The following is a 15,911-nucleotide window of genomic DNA, read 5'->3' on the forward strand; positions in this document are numbered from 1 at the left end:
GACCGGTCAGGGGTGGGTCATCCGGAGCAGGTCCAGGGTCTCGTCCAACTGGGTCTCGGTGAGCTTGCCGGAGTCGACGTGTCCCCGGGAGATGACGACCTCACGGATGGACGCCTGCTTCGCCAGCGCCTCCTTGGCGATGGAGGCGGCCTCGTCGTACCCGAGGTAGCGGTTCAGCGGGGTGACGATCGACGGTGAGCCCTCGGCGTACGCCAGGCAGACCTCGGCGTCCGCGACCAGGCCGGCCACCAGGCGGTCGGCGAACAGCCGACTCGCGGCGGCCAGCAGCCGGATCGACTCCAGCAGATTGCGACCCATCACCGGGAGCATGACGTTCAGCTCGAAGTCGCCCTGGGAGCCGGCGAACCCGACGGTCGCGTCGTTGCCGATGACCTGGGCGCAGACCTGCCGCATCGCCTCGGCGACCACCGGGTTGACCTTTCCCGGCATGATCGACGAGCCGGGCTGAAGGTCGGGGATGCGCAGCTCCCGCAGGCCGGCCCGGGGGCCGGAGCCCATCCAGCGGATGTCGTTGGCGACCTTGTAGAGGCCCACGGCGATGGTCCGGAGCTGCCCGGAGGTCTCCACGAGGGCGTCGCGTGCGCCCTGCGCCTCGAAGTGGTTACGGGCCTCGGACAGTGGCAGCCCGGTCGACTCGCGCAGCTTGCCGATCACGGCGGCGGCGAAGCCGAGCGGCGTGTTGATCCCGGTGCCCACGGCGGTACCGCCCAGCGGCAGTTCGGCCAGCCGGGGCAGCGAACCCTGCAACCGCTCGATGCCGTAGCGGACCTGGGCCGCGTACCCGCCGAACTCCTGCCCGAGGGTGACCGGCGTGGCGTCCATCAGGTGCGTACGCCCCGCCTTCACCACCGTCTCGAACTCGGCCGCCTTGGCCTCCAGCGCCTCGGCGAGGTGGGTCAGCGACGGCAGCAGGTCCTCCGCGATGAACTGGGTGGCCGCCAGGTGGATCGAGGACGGGAACACGTCGTTGCTGGACTGGGACGCGTTGACGTGGTCGTTCGGGTGCACCGGCGAGCCCAGTTCCCGGCTCGCCAGGGTCGCGATCACCTCGTTGGCGTTCATGTTGGACGACGTCCCCGAACCGGTCTGGAAGACGTCGACCGGGAACTGGTCGTCGTACCCGCCGTCGGCGACGTGCGCGGCAGCGGCGACGATCGCGGCGGCCACGTTGGCGTCGATCACGCCAAGCTCGCCGTTGACCTCGGCCGCCGCGCCCTTGATCTGGGCCAGGGCCTTGATCTGGGCGGGTTCGATGCCCCGGCCGGAGATCGGAAAGTTCTGCACCGCGCGCTGGGTCTGCGCCCGCCACAGCGCCTCGGCGGGCACCTCCACCTCGCCCATCGAGTCACGTTCGATCCGGTAACCGGTCGCCTCTGGAGTCGTCACGCGTACCATCCTGCCGCGCCCGCCGCGGAACCGCAGATGATCCGTCAGCCCAGCTCGGCGAGCAGCCGTTCCACCGCATGCTGGTCCGGCACGTCGATCTGCCGGTACAGGGACAACGCCCGGGTCAGGTGCGCGCGGGCCGCCGCCGGGTCGGTCGTCAGCAGGCAGCGGCCGATGCCCTCCAGGGCCCGGCCCTGCTCGTATCGGACACCCAACTGGGTCGCGTCGGCGAGCACCCGGCGATACAGGTCGAGGGCGCTTGTCGCGTCGCCCTGGGCCAGGATGGCTCGGGCCAACAGGTTGCGCGAGCCGCACTGGCCGTTGCGGTCTCCCACGTCGGTCATCGCGACGAGCGCCGAGCGGTGCAGGTCGGCGGCCCGCTCGGGGCGGCCGGCCTCCCTCTCCATCATGCCGATCTCGTTCAGCACCTCGCCCTCACCGAACCGGGCGCCCACCTGTCGTTTCAGGCGCAGTGCGGCCCGCAACAGCCGGCCGGCCGGCTCCACGTCACCCATCCGGTGCCGGGCCATTCCGAGGTGCCCGATGGCGTTGGCGATGCGGCGCGGATCGCCGATCTCGCGGGCGACTATCAGGTGCTTGCGGGCCGTGAAGACCGCCTCGTCGAGCCGACCCCACAGCAGCAGGCTCAACGAGCGGTTGTTGAGTTCGTTCGCCAGCGCGTCGTTGTCGGGCATCCGCGTCGCCAACAACCGGGAGGCGTCGTAGGCATCCCGGGCCCGCTGGAACTCGAAGTTGGCGGCGTACGAGGTGCCCAGGTTGACGAGGGTGTTGCGGGTCTCGCGACGCAGATCGAGCCGGCGGAAGATGCCGAGCGACATCTCCATCACCCGGATCGCTTCGGGGAAGTTGCCCAGCCGGTAGTGGGCCGAGGCGAGATAGTTGAGCAGCGTCGCCATCGCCGTCTCGTCACCCAATTCCTGTGCTGCGCGCAGGCCGACGGAGTGCGTGTCGATCAGCTCGTCGAGACGGCCGCTCTCGAACTGGGCGTACCAGCACGCCCTGGTCAACTGCCAGCAGTAGTGAAGGAACCGCTCCGTCTCGGCCAGGCGGACCAGGGCGGGCCACAGGGCCATGTTCTCGTCGAACCAGGCTGCGCCCTGCTCGGTGACGGTCGCGACCAGGTCGACGCGGAGCGGCTCGGCCACCAGGAGCCGCGGACGAGAGGCGGAGAGTTCCCGCTTGCGGCCGATCGCGACGGCGACCTGCAAATGGTGATCGAGGAGACGCTCGACGCCGTCCCGGCGCTCCACCGCCCGATCCGGGTGGGCTATCAAGGTCCGGGCGTACTCGCGGACCAGGTCGTGTAACCGGTACCGATCCGGCTGCGCCTCCTCCACCAGGTGCGCGTCGACCAGCTCGTCCAACAGATCCTGCGCGCCGGGGAGGGGCAGCTCGGCGAGGACGGCGGCGACCGGGGTGTCGAACCGGACCCCCGGGTGCAGACCCAGCAGCCGGAACGCACGCTGCGCCGACGGCGACACCTGGGCGTACGACAGGGCGAAGGCCCGGTCGACGGACCGTTCGCCGGCCTCGAACTCGGCCAACGGGTCGGACCGGCTCGACAGCCGCTCCGCGAGGTCGGCGACGCGCCAGCGGGGCCGATGAGCCAGTCGGGCGCCGGCCAGTCGGATCGCGAGTGGCAGGCGACCGCAGCGCCGCACCACTTCGGCTGCCGCCTCCGGCTCGGCGGCAATCCGGTCCGAGCCGGCCACGTGCCCGAGCAGTTCGACCGCCTCGTCCTGGTCCAGCACCGGCAGCGAGAACGGCCGCCCCTCGTCCACACCGATCAACCGGCGACGGCTGGTGACCAGGACCAGGCAGTGCGAGGCGTTGGGTAGCAGCGGTGTCACCTGGTCGGCCGTGGCGGCGTTGTCCAGCACCAGCACCACTTGCCGGCCGGAAAGTTCCGTGCGCCAGAGCGCCAACCGGTCGTCCTGGTTGGCCGGCAACCGCTCGGCGGGAACACCGAGCTGCCGTAGCAGGGTTGCCACCGCAGCCGACGGCGTCAACGGGCTGCGTTCACTGTGCCCGTGCAGGTCGATGTAGAGCTGGGCGTCCGGATAGTGGTGAGCCAGAGCGGTGGCGACGTGCACCGCAAGCGTCGTCTTGCCGCTGCCGGCCATGCCGTCGATGAGCTGGATCCGCGTGCCGGCCTCCACGTCCTTCACCAGACGCGCCACCGTCTCCTGCCGGCCGGTGAAATCGCCGATCGCCCGAGGCAACGAGCGCACCGGAGCCTTCGACCGGACCTCCCGGCCGGCCAGGGCCAGGTCACCGGCCAGCACCCGCTGATGCAACTCCTGCAAAGCGCCGCCCGGTTCCAGGCCCAACTCGTCGGCGTAGAACCGTCGGCCCTCCCGGTAGATTGCCAACGCGTCGGCCTGCCGACCCACTGACGAGAGCGCGAGCATCAGTTGGCCGCGCAGCCGGTCCCGCAGCGGATGCCGGTCGACGCTCTCGGTCAACTCCTCGATCAGCTCGGCGGCCCGCCCGAGTCGCAGCTCGACGTCGACGCACTCCTCCAGGACAGTGAGCCGCTGCTCGTCAAGCGTCTGCGCCCGACGACGGACGCTGCGGCTGGTGATGCCAGCCAACGCCGGACCTCGCCACAGGGCCAGGGCCGCCCGGAAATGCGTACGGGCATCCACCAGACGACCGGCCGCGCCCGCGGCACGGGCCACCTCGACGCCCCGGCTGAAGAGGTGCGCGTCCACGTCGGCGAGGGCGGTACGAACGCCGTACCCGGCCGGGTCGGTGACGATGGTCTCCGGGGCCAGCCCCAGCTCGGCGAGGCGACGCCGCAGCCGCGACACACACGTCTGCAACTGCGCACGGGCGGTGGCCGGAGGATTCTCCTCCCAGACCGCGTCGATCAGCTCCTCGACCGGCACCAGCCGACCGGCGCGCACCAGCAGCATCGCCAGCACGACCCGGTCTCGGCCGGCGGTGACGGTGGACTCACCACCGCCCACGCGCAGAGGCCCCAGGATTCCGAACCGCATCTCTTCCCTCGTGTCGTGCAAACCATCCAGCAGCGTAGTCCGGGAGTCACCGACCGACATCGTCCGGTGATAGTGATCTGAGAGCGGATCGAGTGGGGCGCACCGCAAACTTGTTCCAGGTTGGCGGTGACGACATCCGACGGGGGCGGTGCGACCGTCCCACCCCCCAGCGGGCGGGCGTACCGATGTCGGTGGAGGTGCTACCGACGGACGAGGCGTCAGGCGAAAGCCTGGCGCCTCGTTCCGTTACCGACCGATCAGCGAAGGTCGGCGAGCAGTTGCTCAACGTCATGCCGGTCCGGCACGTCGATCTGCCGGAACAGAGCCAACGCCCGGGTGAGGTGCGCGCGGCCCGCCACCGGGTCGGTCGACAGCAGACACCGGCCGATGCCCTCCAGGGCCCGGCCCTGCTCGTACCGGACACCCAACTGGGTCGCATCGGCGAGCACCCGGCGGTACAGGTCCAGGGCGCTTGTCACGTCCCCCTGGGCAAGGATCGCTCGGGCCAGCAGGTTGCGCGTGCCGCACTGGCCGGTACGGTCACCCGCCCCGGTCATCGCGACGAGCGCCGAACGGTGCAGGTCGGCGGCCCGCTCCGGGCGGCCGGCCTCCCGTTCCATCATCCCGATCTCGTTCAACACCTCGCCTTCACCGAACCGGGCGCCCACCTGTCGCTTCAGTCGGAGCGCCGCCCGAAGTAGCCGGCCGGCCGGCCGCACGTCGCCCATCCGGTGTCGGGCCATCCCGAGGTGCCCGATGGCGTTGGCGATCCGGCGCGGATCGCCGATCTCGCGGGCGATCCCCAGGTGCCTGCGGGCGGCGTGCACCGCCTCGTCGAGCCGGCCCCAGAGCAGCAGGGTCAACGACAGGTTGTTGAGTTCGTTCGCCAGCGCGGCATCGTCGCGCATGCGCATCGCCAGCGCCCGAGCGGCGTCGTAGGCCTCCAGTGCCCGGTCGAACTCGAAGTTGGCGGCGTACGAGGTGCCCAGGTTGCCGAGGGTGTTGCGGTACTCGCGTCGCAGGCCGAGCCGGTGGAAGATCTCGAGCGACCTCTCCATCACCCGGATAGCCTCGGGGAAGTTGCTCAGCCGGTAGTGGGCCGAGGCGAGGTAGTTGAGCAACGTCGCCACCGCCTTCTCGTCGCCCAACTCCTCCGCGGCGCGCAGGCCGACAGAGTGCGTCTCGATCAGCTCGTCGAGGCGGCCACTCTCGAACTGCGCGTGCCAGCACGATCTGGCCAACTGCCAGCAGTAGCGAAGAAGCCTCTCCGTTTCGGCCAGCCGGACCAGCGCGGGCCACAGGGCGATGTTCTCGTCGAGCCAGGCTCTGCCCTGTTCGGCGACGGTCGCGGCCAGGTCGGGGCGGAGCGGCTCCGACACCACGAGCAGCGGACGAGCGGCGGAGAGTTCCCACCTGCGGGCGATTGTCGTGGCGGCCTGGAGGTGATGTTCGAGCAGCCGCTCGATGCCTCCCCGCCGTTCCGCTGGCCGTTCGGGATCAGCCACCAACGTCCGGGCGTACTCGCGGACGAGGTCGTGTAACCGGTACCGACCCGGCTGTACCTCCTCCACCAGGTGCGCGTCGACCAACTCGTCCAACAGATTCTGCGCGCCGGCAAGGGACACCTCCGCGAGTACGGCGGCGACCGGGGTGTCGAACCGGACCCCCGGGTGCAGGCCCAGCAGCCGGAACGCACGCTGCGCCGACGGTGACACCTGGGCGTACGAGAGTGCGAAGGCCCGGTCGACGGACCGTTCGCCGGCCTCGAACTCGGCCAACGGGTCGGACCGGCTCGACAGCCGCTCCGCGAGGTCGGCGATGCGCCAGTGGGGCCGGTGGGCCAGTCGGGCGCCGGCCAGTCGGATCGCGAGTGGCAGGTGGCCGCAGCGCCGCACCATCTCGGCCGCGGCCTCCGGCTCGGCGGCGACCCGGTCGGAGCCGACCACGTGCCCGAGCAGTTCGACCGCCTCGTCCTGGTCCAGCACCGGCAGCGAGAAGGGTCGTCCCTCGTCCACGCCGACCAGCCGGCGACGGCTGGTGACCAGGACCAGACAGTGCGAGCCGTTGGGTAGCAGCGGTGTCACCTGGTCGGCCGTGGCGGCGTTGTCCAGCACCAGCACTGCCCGCTGGCCGGCCAGCTCCGTGCGCCAGAGCGCCAACCGGTCGTCCTGGGTCGTCGGCACCCGGTCGGCGGGGACACCGAGCTGCCGCAGCAGGGTTGCCACCGCAGCCGACGGCGTCAGCGGGGTGCGCTCGCTGTGCCCGTGCAGGTCGATGAAGAGCTGGGCGTCCGGGTAGCTCTCCGCGAGGACAGTCGCGACCTGTACGGCGAGGGTGGTCTTGCCGCTGCCGGCCATGCCGTCGATGAGCTGGATCCGGGCCCCGGCCTCGACGTCCTTGAGCAGGCGTGCCAACGTCTGCTGCCGGCCGGTGAAGTCGCCGATCGCGCGGGGCAACGAGCGCACCGGAGCCGCCGACCGGACCTCCCGGCCGGCCAGGGCCAGGTCACCGGCCAGCACCCGCTGATGCAACTCCTGCAAAGCGCCGCCCGGCTCAAGACCCAACTCGTCCGCGTAGAACCGCCGACCCTCCCGGTAGATTGCCAACGCGTCGGCCTGCCGACCCACCGACGAGAGCGCCAGCATCAGCTGACCCCGCAGCCGATCCCGCAACGGATGCCGGTCGACGCTCTCGGTCAACTCCTCGATCAGCTCGGCGGCCCGCCCCAGGCGCAGCTCGACGTCGACGCACTCCTCCAGCACCGTGAGCCGCTGCTCATCGAGCGTCTGCGCCCGACGACGGACACTACGGCTCGTGATGCCACTCAGCGCCGGACCTCGCCACAGGGCCAGGGCCGCCCGGAAATGCGTACGGGCATCCACCAGACGACCGGCCGCACCCGCGGCACGGGCCACCTCCACCCCCCGGGCGAACAGGTTCGCATCCAGGTCGGCGGGGTCGATACGCACGCCGTACCCGGCCGGGTCGGTGACGATGGTCCCGGAGGTGAATCCCAGCTCGGCGAGGCGACGCCGCAGCCGCGACACACACGTCTGCAACTGGGCACGGGCAGTGGCCGGAGGATCGTCCTCCCAGACCGCGTCAATCAGCTCCTCGACCGGCACCAGCCGACCGGCACGCAGCAGCAGCATCGCCAGCACGACCCGATCCCGGCCCGCGGTGACGGTGGACTCGCCACCGCCGACACGCAGAGGCCCCAGGATCCCGAACCGCATCTACTCCCCCGCGTCGATCGCACACCATCCAGCAGAGTAGTCCGGCGATCACGGCGCGACGCAGTCCGACCACCGACGCAGGAGGCGCCAGGCGGTGTGCCTGGCGCCTCCTGCGTGACGAAGCGGTCAGCGACGGCCGATGGTCAGCACCGGCTTGGTGACCTCGGCGAAGAAATCGTTGCCCTTGTCGTCGACCACGATGAAGGCGGGGAAGTCCTCCACCTCGATCTTCCAGACCGCCTCCATGCCCAGCTCCGGGTATTCGAGCACCTCGACGTGCTTGATGCAGTCCTGGGCGAGGCGGGCCGCCGGGCCGCCGATCGAGCCGAGGTAGAAGCCGCCGTGCTGCTGGCAGGAGCGGGTCACCTGACCCGACCGGTTGCCCTTGGCCAGCATCACCTGCGAGCCGCCGGCGGCCTGGAACTTCTCCACGTAGGCGTCCATCCGGCCGGCCGTGGTGGGACCGAACGAGCCGGACGCGTACCCCTCGGGGGTCTTCGCCGGGCCGGCGTAGTAGACGGCGTGGTCCCGCAGGTACTGCGGCATCGGCTCACCGGCGTCCAGCCGCTCGGCGATCTTGGCGTGGGCGATGTCCCGAGCCACGACGAGCGGGCCGGACAACGACAGGCGGGTCTTCACCGGGTACTTGGACAGCTCGGCGCGGATCTCGTCCATCGGCCGGTTGAGGTCGACCCGGACGACCATCTCGGCGTCGAGCGCATCGTCGGTGACCTCGGGCAGGAACCGCGCCGGGTCGGTTTCGAGGCGCTCCAGCCACACGCCCGACGGGGTGATCTTGGCGACGGCCTGCCGGTCCGCCGAGCAGGAGACGGCGATCGCCACCGGGCACGACGCGCCGTGCCGGGGCAGCCGCACCACCCGTACGTCGTGGCAGAAGTAGCGCCCGCCGAACTGCGCCCCGATGCCGAAGTTCCGCGTCAGCTCCAGTACCTGCGCCTCCAGCTCCAGGTCGCGGAAGCCGTGAGCGCTCATCGAGCCCTGCGTCGGAAGGGCGTCCAGGTACTTCGCGGAGGCGTACTTCGCGGTCTTCAACGCGTACTCGGCGGAGGTGCCGCCGATGACGATGGCCAGGTGGTACGGCGGGCAGGCGGCGGTGCCGATCAGCCGCAGCTTCTCCTCCAGGAACTGCATCATCCGCGTCGGGTTGAGCAGCGCCTTGGTCTCCTGGTAGAGGTACGACTTGTTGGCCGAGCCGCCGCCCTTGGCCATGAACAGGAACTTGTACGCGTCCGGGTGCCCGTCCGGGTCCTCGGCGTACAGCTCCACCTGGGCCGGCAGGTTGCTGCCGGTGTTCCGCTCGTCCCACATGGTCAGCGGGGCGAGCTGGGAGTAGCGCAGGTTGAGCCTCGTGTACGCCTGGTAGACGCCCCGGGAGATGGCCTCGGCGTCCGCGCCGTCGGTCAGCACGTGCCGCCCACGCTTGCCCATCACGATCGCCGTGCCGGTGTCCTGGCACATCGGCAGCACCCCGCCGGCGGCGATGTTGGCGTTGCGCAGCAGGTCCAGCGCGACGAACCGGTCGTTCGGCGACGCGGCCGGGTCGTCGATGATCGCCCGGAGCTGCGCCAGGTGCGCGGGGCGCAGGAAGTGCGCGATGTCGTGCATCGCCTCGGCGGTCAGCGCGGTCAGCGCGGCCGGCTCGACGGTGAGGAAACGACGACCCCCGGGGCCGTGCACGACGTCCACGCCCTCGTCGGTGACCAGGCGATATTCCGTCTGGTCGGGGCCGGTCGGCAGCAGGGGGGCGTACGAGAATGCGGCGGCACTGCTCATGAGCGGCAAGCCTAGGGCAGACCGGTCGATCATTCCCACCCGCCGGGCTGGGTCTGGGACGCCGCTCTCATCCGTCGAGGTGGACAGCGCTCAGCGGAGCTGAATCCCACCCGCTCAGCCGTCCTTGCCGCCGTCCGGTTCGGTGCACAGCTCACCCTTGGGCCCGCAGTCGCCGTTGCCGTCACCCGACCCGGGGCGGGTGCCGCCCGGGCCGGGGTTGCCGCCGTCGCCGGGCTGCGGGACGGGGGCGCCGGGCGTGGCGCCGAAGCGGACGTACCCGATCTCCCGACCCTCGCCGATGATCATGCCCTGCGAGCCGACGGCGAGGGCGTTCGCCGAGGTGCGCAGGACGGCCAGCTCCCGCCCGGTGCGCGGGTCGAGGGCGACCAGCCTCGACGGCTTCTCGTCGGCGAGCACCGCCGCGTACGGGGTGAGCGCCGCTCCCGCCTTGGCGCTGGCCGGCCTGGTCCACCGCACCTTGTCAGCGCCGAGTTCACGGGACACCACCGAGCGCTTGTCGGCCGAGCGGAACACCGCGTACCGGTCGTCGACGGCGACGAGCTTGGTGTCGGTCTCGCCGACCCAGAGCAGGCGTCCGTCGTATCCGTCGATGACCGCCTCGCGGCCGTCCGGGCCGACGCCGATCAGCACGTTCCGCGCGCCCTGCGGGTCCTCGCGCTGCACGCAGCCGGCGGTGTCGGCGGTGCGCAGGTTGACCCCGGCCCGCTGCCACGCCTCCTGCCCGGTCGCCGGGTCGCGAGCGGAGATCGCGAAGTAGCAGGTGCCGTCCTGGGAGCGGGCGGCGATCCGCAGCATCCGGCCGCCCACCACCGACAGCCGCTCGTCCCGGCCAGGCTCGACGTTCTGCAGCACCCGGCCGGTGGCGGTGTCGACGACGTGTACCCGGCCGTCGACCGGGAAGCCAAGCAGCGGAGGGGCCGCCTCCGGCCCGGCCACCCCGTCGTCGATGCGGGTGGCGGTGAGCCGCCGCGTGCCGCGCAGACCGGGGTTGTCGGCGAGCAGGCCACTGTGCACGCCGGGCAGGAAGGCCGTCCACAGTGGTGTGGTGCCGCGCGGGTCCCACGCGCTCAGGGTGCAGTCGGTGGCGTCCGTGCAGCGGGCGTCCAGCAGCAGGTTCCGGTACGTCCACACGGCCACGGCGTCGTCGTCGCGCCGCCGGGTCGCCCCGGTGGCCGGGTCGAGCAACTCGTACCCCTTGACCAGGAGCTTGCCCACGGCGACGACCGGGTCACGGTCGCCGCCCGCGACCGCCGACCAGTCCGCCTTGCGTTCCCAGAGCTGGGCGCCGGTGGCCAGGCTGCGGGCCTCCACCCGGGTGCGCTGCTCGACCACGACGGTGTCGCCGGCGATGGTCACACTGCGCGGGGTGCCACCGACCCGCTGCTGCCAGACCACGTCCGGCTCGGAGATGGGCTCGCTGCGGTCCACCCAGTCCCAGATGCCGGGGAACGGATTCCAGACGCCGGTGGCGGCGAGGGCGACGACCACGGCGAGGCCGGCCAGCAGCCCCACGCGCACGCTCCCCTTCGCCACCCGCACACCGTAGCCACGATCACGGATCTTCCGTACGCCCGCGCCGCCGTGTCGCCGCGCTTTCTGCGCCGGAAGGTGTTACGGCGCTACGGACCAGTGGGAGCGTGCGGTAGGGAATCTGCTCCGCCAGCGCGATGATCGTCGACGCGCGGGTGATGCCGGCGAACGAGACGATCTGGTCGATGACCCGTTGCAGGTCCGTGTTGGAGCGGGCCACGATCCGGCAGAGCAGGTCGCTGGAGCCGGTGATGGTGTGCGCCTCCAACACCTCGGGGATCGCCGCCAGGTGGGCGGTGACCGGATCGTGGCCCTGCCGTTGGCTGATCTCCAGCGTGACGAAGCTGGTCACCCCGAACCCGATCGCGGCCGGCGAGATCTCCGGACCGAAGCCCCGGATGACGCTCCTCTCGACCAGCTTGTCCAGCCGTGCCTGCACGGTGCCCCGGGCCACGCCGAGCCGCCGGGAACACTCCAGGACCCCGATCCGCGGCTCCTCGGCGAGCAGATCGACCAACCGAACATCGAGCGCGTCGAGCTGTACACCCTGCTCACCTCTCACGGGTTCAGACCATACCGAATGCGCAACCTGACCAGCGTTTACGTCGACAGTTGCCCACTCGACGCCCGCACGGCGATCCTTCGGTCAGGAACCGGCCCACGAGGCCGGCCGGTACGCGAGGGAGGCCACCATGACCCAGGCGATCGACCGACCCCAGTCGACCGAGGACGTCGACATCGACCGGCTCGTCGGCGCTGTCGACCACGACATCAGCCACGACCCGTTCCCCGTCCGTGGGCTCGACCACGTGCACTTCCTGGTCGGCAACGCCAAGCAGGCGGCGCACTACTACTCCACCGCGTTCGGCATGACCTGCGTGGCGTACCGGGGCCCGGAGCAGGGTTACCGTGACCACGCCCAGTACGTGCTGACCAGCGGCTCGGCCCGGTTCGTGCTGACCGGCGCGGTGCGCCCGGACGCCGACGGCGCGGAGCACGTGGCGAAGCACAGCGACGGCATCAGCGACATCGCGCTCGAGGTGCCGAACGTCGACGCCGCGTACGCCCACGCGGTCGGCCAGGGCGCCACCGGCGTCGTCGAGCCGCACGACGTCACCGACGAGAACGGCACCGTCCGGATGGCCTCCATCGCCGCGTACGGCGACACCCGGCACACGCTCGTCGACCGGTCCCGCTACCGCGGCCCGTTCCTGCCCGGCTTCGTGGCGCGCGGCCCGATCGTCGACCGGCAGCCCATGATCGACGCCGGCATCCAGCCGAAGCGGTTCTTCCAGGCCGTCGACCACGTGGTCGGCAACGTCGAGCTGGGCCGCATGGACGAGTGGGTGGAGTTCTACAAGCGGGTGATGGGCTTCTCCAACATGGCGGAGTTCGTCGGCGACGACATCGCGACCGACTACTCGGCGCTGATGAGCAAGGTCGTCGCGAACGGCACCCGGAAGGTGAAGTTCCCGCTCAACGAGCCGGCCATCGCCCGCAAGAAGTCGCAGATCGACGAGTACCTGGAGTTCTACCAGGGCCCGGGCGCCCAGCACATCGCCGTCGCCACCAACGACATCGTGGCCAGCGTCGACGCCATGCGCGCCGCCGGCGTGGAGTTCCTGGACACCCCGGACTCGTACTACGACGACCCGGAGCTGCGGGAGCGGATCGGCAACGTACGGGTGCCGATCGAGCAGCTCAAGGAGCGCAAGATCCTGGTCGACCGGGACGAGGACGGCTACCTGCTCCAGATCTTCACCAAGCCGGTGCAGGACCGCCCGACCGTCTTCTTCGAGCTGATCGAGCGGCACGGCTCGCTGGGCTTCGGCAAGGGCAACTTCAAGGCGCTCTTCCAGGCCATCGAGCGGGAGCAGGAAGCGCGCGGCAACCTGTAACACTGTCGAGCGTGACGCAGCCTCCGTCGTACCCGACGCCGCCGGTCGGTGGGCCTCCGCCCGCCGCCGGCGGCGTCGCGCCACCGCCCGGCCCACACCCCCAGGGGTACGCCGTGCCGCCGCACCACGCCCCGCCGGGGTACGCCGCGCCACCGCAGTACGCGCCGCACGGGTACGGTCCGCCGCACTGGCCGGCCACCCCGCCGGCGCTCAGCCCGGCCGGGCAGCCGCTGGCCAGCTTCGGTGACCGGCTGCTGGCCTGGCTCATCGACACGGCGCTGGCGAGTGTGGTGTCGATGGTGCTGTTCATGCCGGTCTTCCTGGTCCTGTGGTGGCAGATGTTCCGGGAGATGACCCGGACGAACCCGGACGGCACGCTCGTGGAGCCCGACCCGGCCACCTTCCTCAAAGACTTCTTCCTGCCGCTGGTGCTGTTCGAGATCGGCTTCGTCGTGGTGCTGCTCGGGCTCTACTGGCTCTACCACGTTGAGTACCTCAAGCGTGACGGCCGGACGCTCGGCAAGAAGATCATGAAGCTGCGCGTGGTGTCGCTCGATCCGAACCGCACGCTGGACCGGCGGATGGCCGGCCGCCGGTGGCTCGTGCAGTACCTGGCGTGCTCGCTGGTCCCCGGCATGAGCTACGTCGACGGGTTCTGGCAGCTCTGGGACAAGCCCTGGCAGCAGTGCCTCCACGACAAGTTCGCCGCGACGGTCGTCGTTAAGGTTGCCTCGTGAGCGAGCGAACCAGCAGGTACGGCAGCGGAGCGTCGGCGTGAGTGTGCAGCCCGGCTGGTACGTCGACCCCGCCGACCCGGAGACCCGTCGCTACTGGGACGGCGAGGGTTGGCTCGGCGCGCCCATCCCCGTCGACGCGACCCCGCCCGACGGCCCGCCCCCGCCCGAGCCGCCCCCCGTGCCGGTCGCCCCGGCCGCCCCGGCCGGCTCCCCGTCGGCGGAGACCGCGCCGGGCTGGCCGCCGCACCCTGGCCAGCCAGCGCAACCGGGACACGGCCCGGGTCCGCGCTGGGGCCCACCTGCCGGCCCGCCTCCGGGCTGGGGCCCGCAGGGCGGTCCCGCCGGCTGGGGTCCGCAGGGCACCCCGCCCGGGTACGGCCCGCAGGGCACCCCGCCCGGGTACGGCCCGCAGGGCACCCCGCCCGGGTACGGCCCACAGGGCACCCCGCCCGGTTATGGGCCGCAGGCTGCCCCGGCCGGCTGGGGTCCGCAGGGCGTGCCTCCCGGCTGGGTCCCCGGCTGGGCCGGCCGGCCACCCGAGCCCCGCCCGCACGGGCTCAGGCTGGCCGGTTACGGGCGGCGACTCGTCGCCCGGCTGATCGACATCGCTCTGGTTTTGGCGCTGAACGTGCTCGTCAACGGCTGGTTCGTCTGGCGGTGGCTGCAAGAGCTGGCGCCGTACTGGCGGGAGGCGTACCCGCGTGCGATGGAGGGCAACACCTCCAGCGAGGGACTGCCGCCGATCGGCGAGCAGGCCGGGCTCCTCCAGTTGGCGATCCTGGCGATCGCCACCGCGCTGTGGCTGGCGTACGAGGTGCCCGCCATGGCCGCCAACGGGCAGACCATCGGCAAGCGCGTGATGCGGATCCGCGCCGTCCCCATCGAGGCCGACCAGCCGTTGGGTTTCGGCCGGGCGCTGCGCCGATGGACGACGCCGGGCATGTTCACCCTGCTCTGGCCCTGCTTCGGGATCGGCCTGCTGATCCAGTTCATCGACTCCGTGTCCCCGCTCGTCGACCATCCACTGCGCCGAGCACTGCACGACAGGCGTGCGCTGACGGTGGTCGTCGAGGTTCCCGCCACCACCGGTCCCCCCGCCACCGACGATCACCCTCAGCCCTCGGGAGACACCCCATGACCGACCCCGGACGTCACCAGCCGGCGGTGCGACTGACCCGCGCCGACCTGGACGCGCTGCCCAGCTACGTGCCCGGGCGCAGCCCCGCCGACCTGGCCCGCGAGCTGGGTCTACCGGAGGCCATCAAGCTCGCCAGCAACGAGGTGCCGTACGGGCCGCTGCCGGGCGTTGTCGAGGCGGTCACCGAGGCGGTCAGCGGCTCGCACCGGTACCCGGACATGGGCGTGGTCGCGCTGCGCGACGCGTTGGCCCAGCGGTACGGGGTGGACGCCGACCGGATCGCCACCGGCTGCGGGTCGGTGGCCCTCGCCGAGCACCTCGTGCGGGCCACCTGCCTGCCGGGTGACGAGGTGCTGTACGCGTGGCGGTCGTTCGAGGCGTACCCGATCATCGCGGCGACCAGCGGCGCGACAAGCGTGCGGGTCGCCAACGACGCCGGGCACGGGCACGACCTGGCGGCCATGGCGGCGGCCGTGACCGACCGGACCCGGATGATCCTGGTCTGCAACCCGAACAACCCCACCGGTACGGCGGTCCGCCGGGCCGAGCTGGACCGGTTCCTCGACTCGGTGCCGGACGACGTGCTGGTGGTGATCGACGAGGCGTACCGGGAGTTCGTCACGGACCCCGAGGTGCCGGACGGCCTGGACTACCTCGGTCGGCCGAACGTGGCGGTGCTGCGCACGCTGTCCAAGGCGTGGGGCCTCGCCGGGCTGCGGATCGGCTGGCTGGTCGCGCAGCCGACGGTGGCGGCGGCGGTCCGCAAGGTGGTGACGCCGTTCTCCACGAGCACGGCCGCCCAGGCCGGCGCGCTCGCGGCGCTGGCACAGGCCGAAGAGATGGAGCGCCGGTGCGCGCTCGTCGTCGCCGAGCGGGACCGGGTCACCGAGGCGCTGCGCAAGTTCGTGCCCGACGTGCCGACCAGCCAGGCGAACTTCGTCTGGCTGCCGCTCGGCGACCGGGCCGTGCCGTTCGGCAAGGCGTGCGAGTCGCGCGGGGTGATTGTGCGGCCGTTCGCCGGGGACGGCGTCCGGGTCACCATCGGCACCCCGGCCGAGAACGACGCGTTCCTGGCGGCCGCGGAGGCGGCGCTCGCCTGACAGCTGTGCTGCTGCCCGGGGCCGGTC

10 protein-coding genes are annotated in these 15,911 nt (G+C 71.7%); 4 read left to right on the forward strand and 6 right to left on the reverse strand.

Going from position 1 to position 15,911, the window contains the following annotated elements; genetic code table 11:
* Positions 1-6: 6 nt before the first annotated feature.
* The 6 genes from ACTFTM_RS30195 to ACTFTM_RS30220 form a co-directional block, all read right to left on the reverse strand.
* Positions 7-1,416 carry a class II fumarate hydratase gene (locus ACTFTM_RS30195; RefSeq protein WP_449563694.1) on the reverse strand — a complete coding sequence of 470 codons (1,410 nt, stop codon included), beginning with the start codon at positions 1,414-1,416 and terminating at the stop codon, positions 7-9.
* A gap of 35 nt (positions 1,417-1,451) precedes the next feature.
* A complete protein-coding gene (locus ACTFTM_RS30200; protein WP_449563695.1) occupies positions 1,452-4,430 on the reverse strand; it encodes a BTAD domain-containing putative transcriptional regulator in 2,979 nt (992 codons plus the stop codon).
* A gap of 257 nt (positions 4,431-4,687) precedes the next feature.
* Entirely contained in the window at positions 4,688-7,666 is a 2,979-nt protein-coding gene (locus tag ACTFTM_RS30205) for a BTAD domain-containing putative transcriptional regulator (RefSeq protein ID WP_449563696.1), read from the reverse strand.
* 126 nt (positions 7,667-7,792) lie between these two features.
* Complete coding sequence (locus ACTFTM_RS30210; RefSeq protein WP_449563697.1) at positions 7,793-9,460, reverse strand: fumarate hydratase; 1,668 nt, start codon at positions 9,458-9,460, stop codon at positions 7,793-7,795.
* A 114-nt stretch (positions 9,461-9,574) separates the two neighbouring features.
* Positions 9,575-11,020: an outer membrane protein assembly factor BamB family protein gene (locus ACTFTM_RS30215; protein WP_449563698.1), complete on the reverse strand. Its 1,446-nt coding sequence runs from the start codon at positions 11,018-11,020 to the stop codon at positions 9,575-9,577.
* A 13-nt stretch (positions 11,021-11,033) separates the two neighbouring features.
* The gene (locus tag ACTFTM_RS30220) at positions 11,034-11,573 is read right to left on the reverse strand and encodes an Lrp/AsnC family transcriptional regulator (protein WP_449563699.1); all 540 of its coding nucleotides are present in this window, start codon (positions 11,571-11,573) and stop codon (positions 11,034-11,036) included.
* Positions 11,574-11,703: 130 nt separating this feature from the next.
* On the opposite strand from ACTFTM_RS30220, the gene hppD reads away from it, so the two are divergent.
* From hppD to hisC, 4 genes are read left to right on the forward strand one after another with little or no spacing between them, the layout of a single operon-like run.
* Positions 11,704-12,909: a 4-hydroxyphenylpyruvate dioxygenase gene (hppD, locus tag ACTFTM_RS30225; RefSeq protein ID WP_355050977.1), complete on the forward strand. Its 1,206-nt coding sequence runs from the start codon at positions 11,704-11,706 to the stop codon at positions 12,907-12,909.
* Positions 12,910-12,920: 11 nt separating this feature from the next.
* The gene (locus tag ACTFTM_RS30230) at positions 12,921-13,646 is read left to right on the forward strand and encodes an RDD family protein (protein WP_449563700.1); all 726 of its coding nucleotides are present in this window, start codon (positions 12,921-12,923) and stop codon (positions 13,644-13,646) included.
* 37 nt (positions 13,647-13,683) lie between these two features.
* A complete protein-coding gene (locus tag ACTFTM_RS30235) occupies positions 13,684-14,784 on the forward strand; it encodes an RDD family protein (RefSeq protein ID WP_449563701.1) in 1,101 nt (366 codons plus the stop codon).
* Positions 14,781-15,884 carry a histidinol-phosphate transaminase gene (hisC, locus tag ACTFTM_RS30240; protein ID WP_449563702.1) on the forward strand — a complete coding sequence of 368 codons (1,104 nt, stop codon included), beginning with the start codon at positions 14,781-14,783 and terminating at the stop codon, positions 15,882-15,884. Before ACTFTM_RS30235 ends, hisC begins: the two co-directional genes overlap by 4 nt.
* Positions 15,885-15,911: the final 27 nt, after the last annotated feature.

This window comes from Micromonospora sp. RB23, from assembly GCF_053585025.1.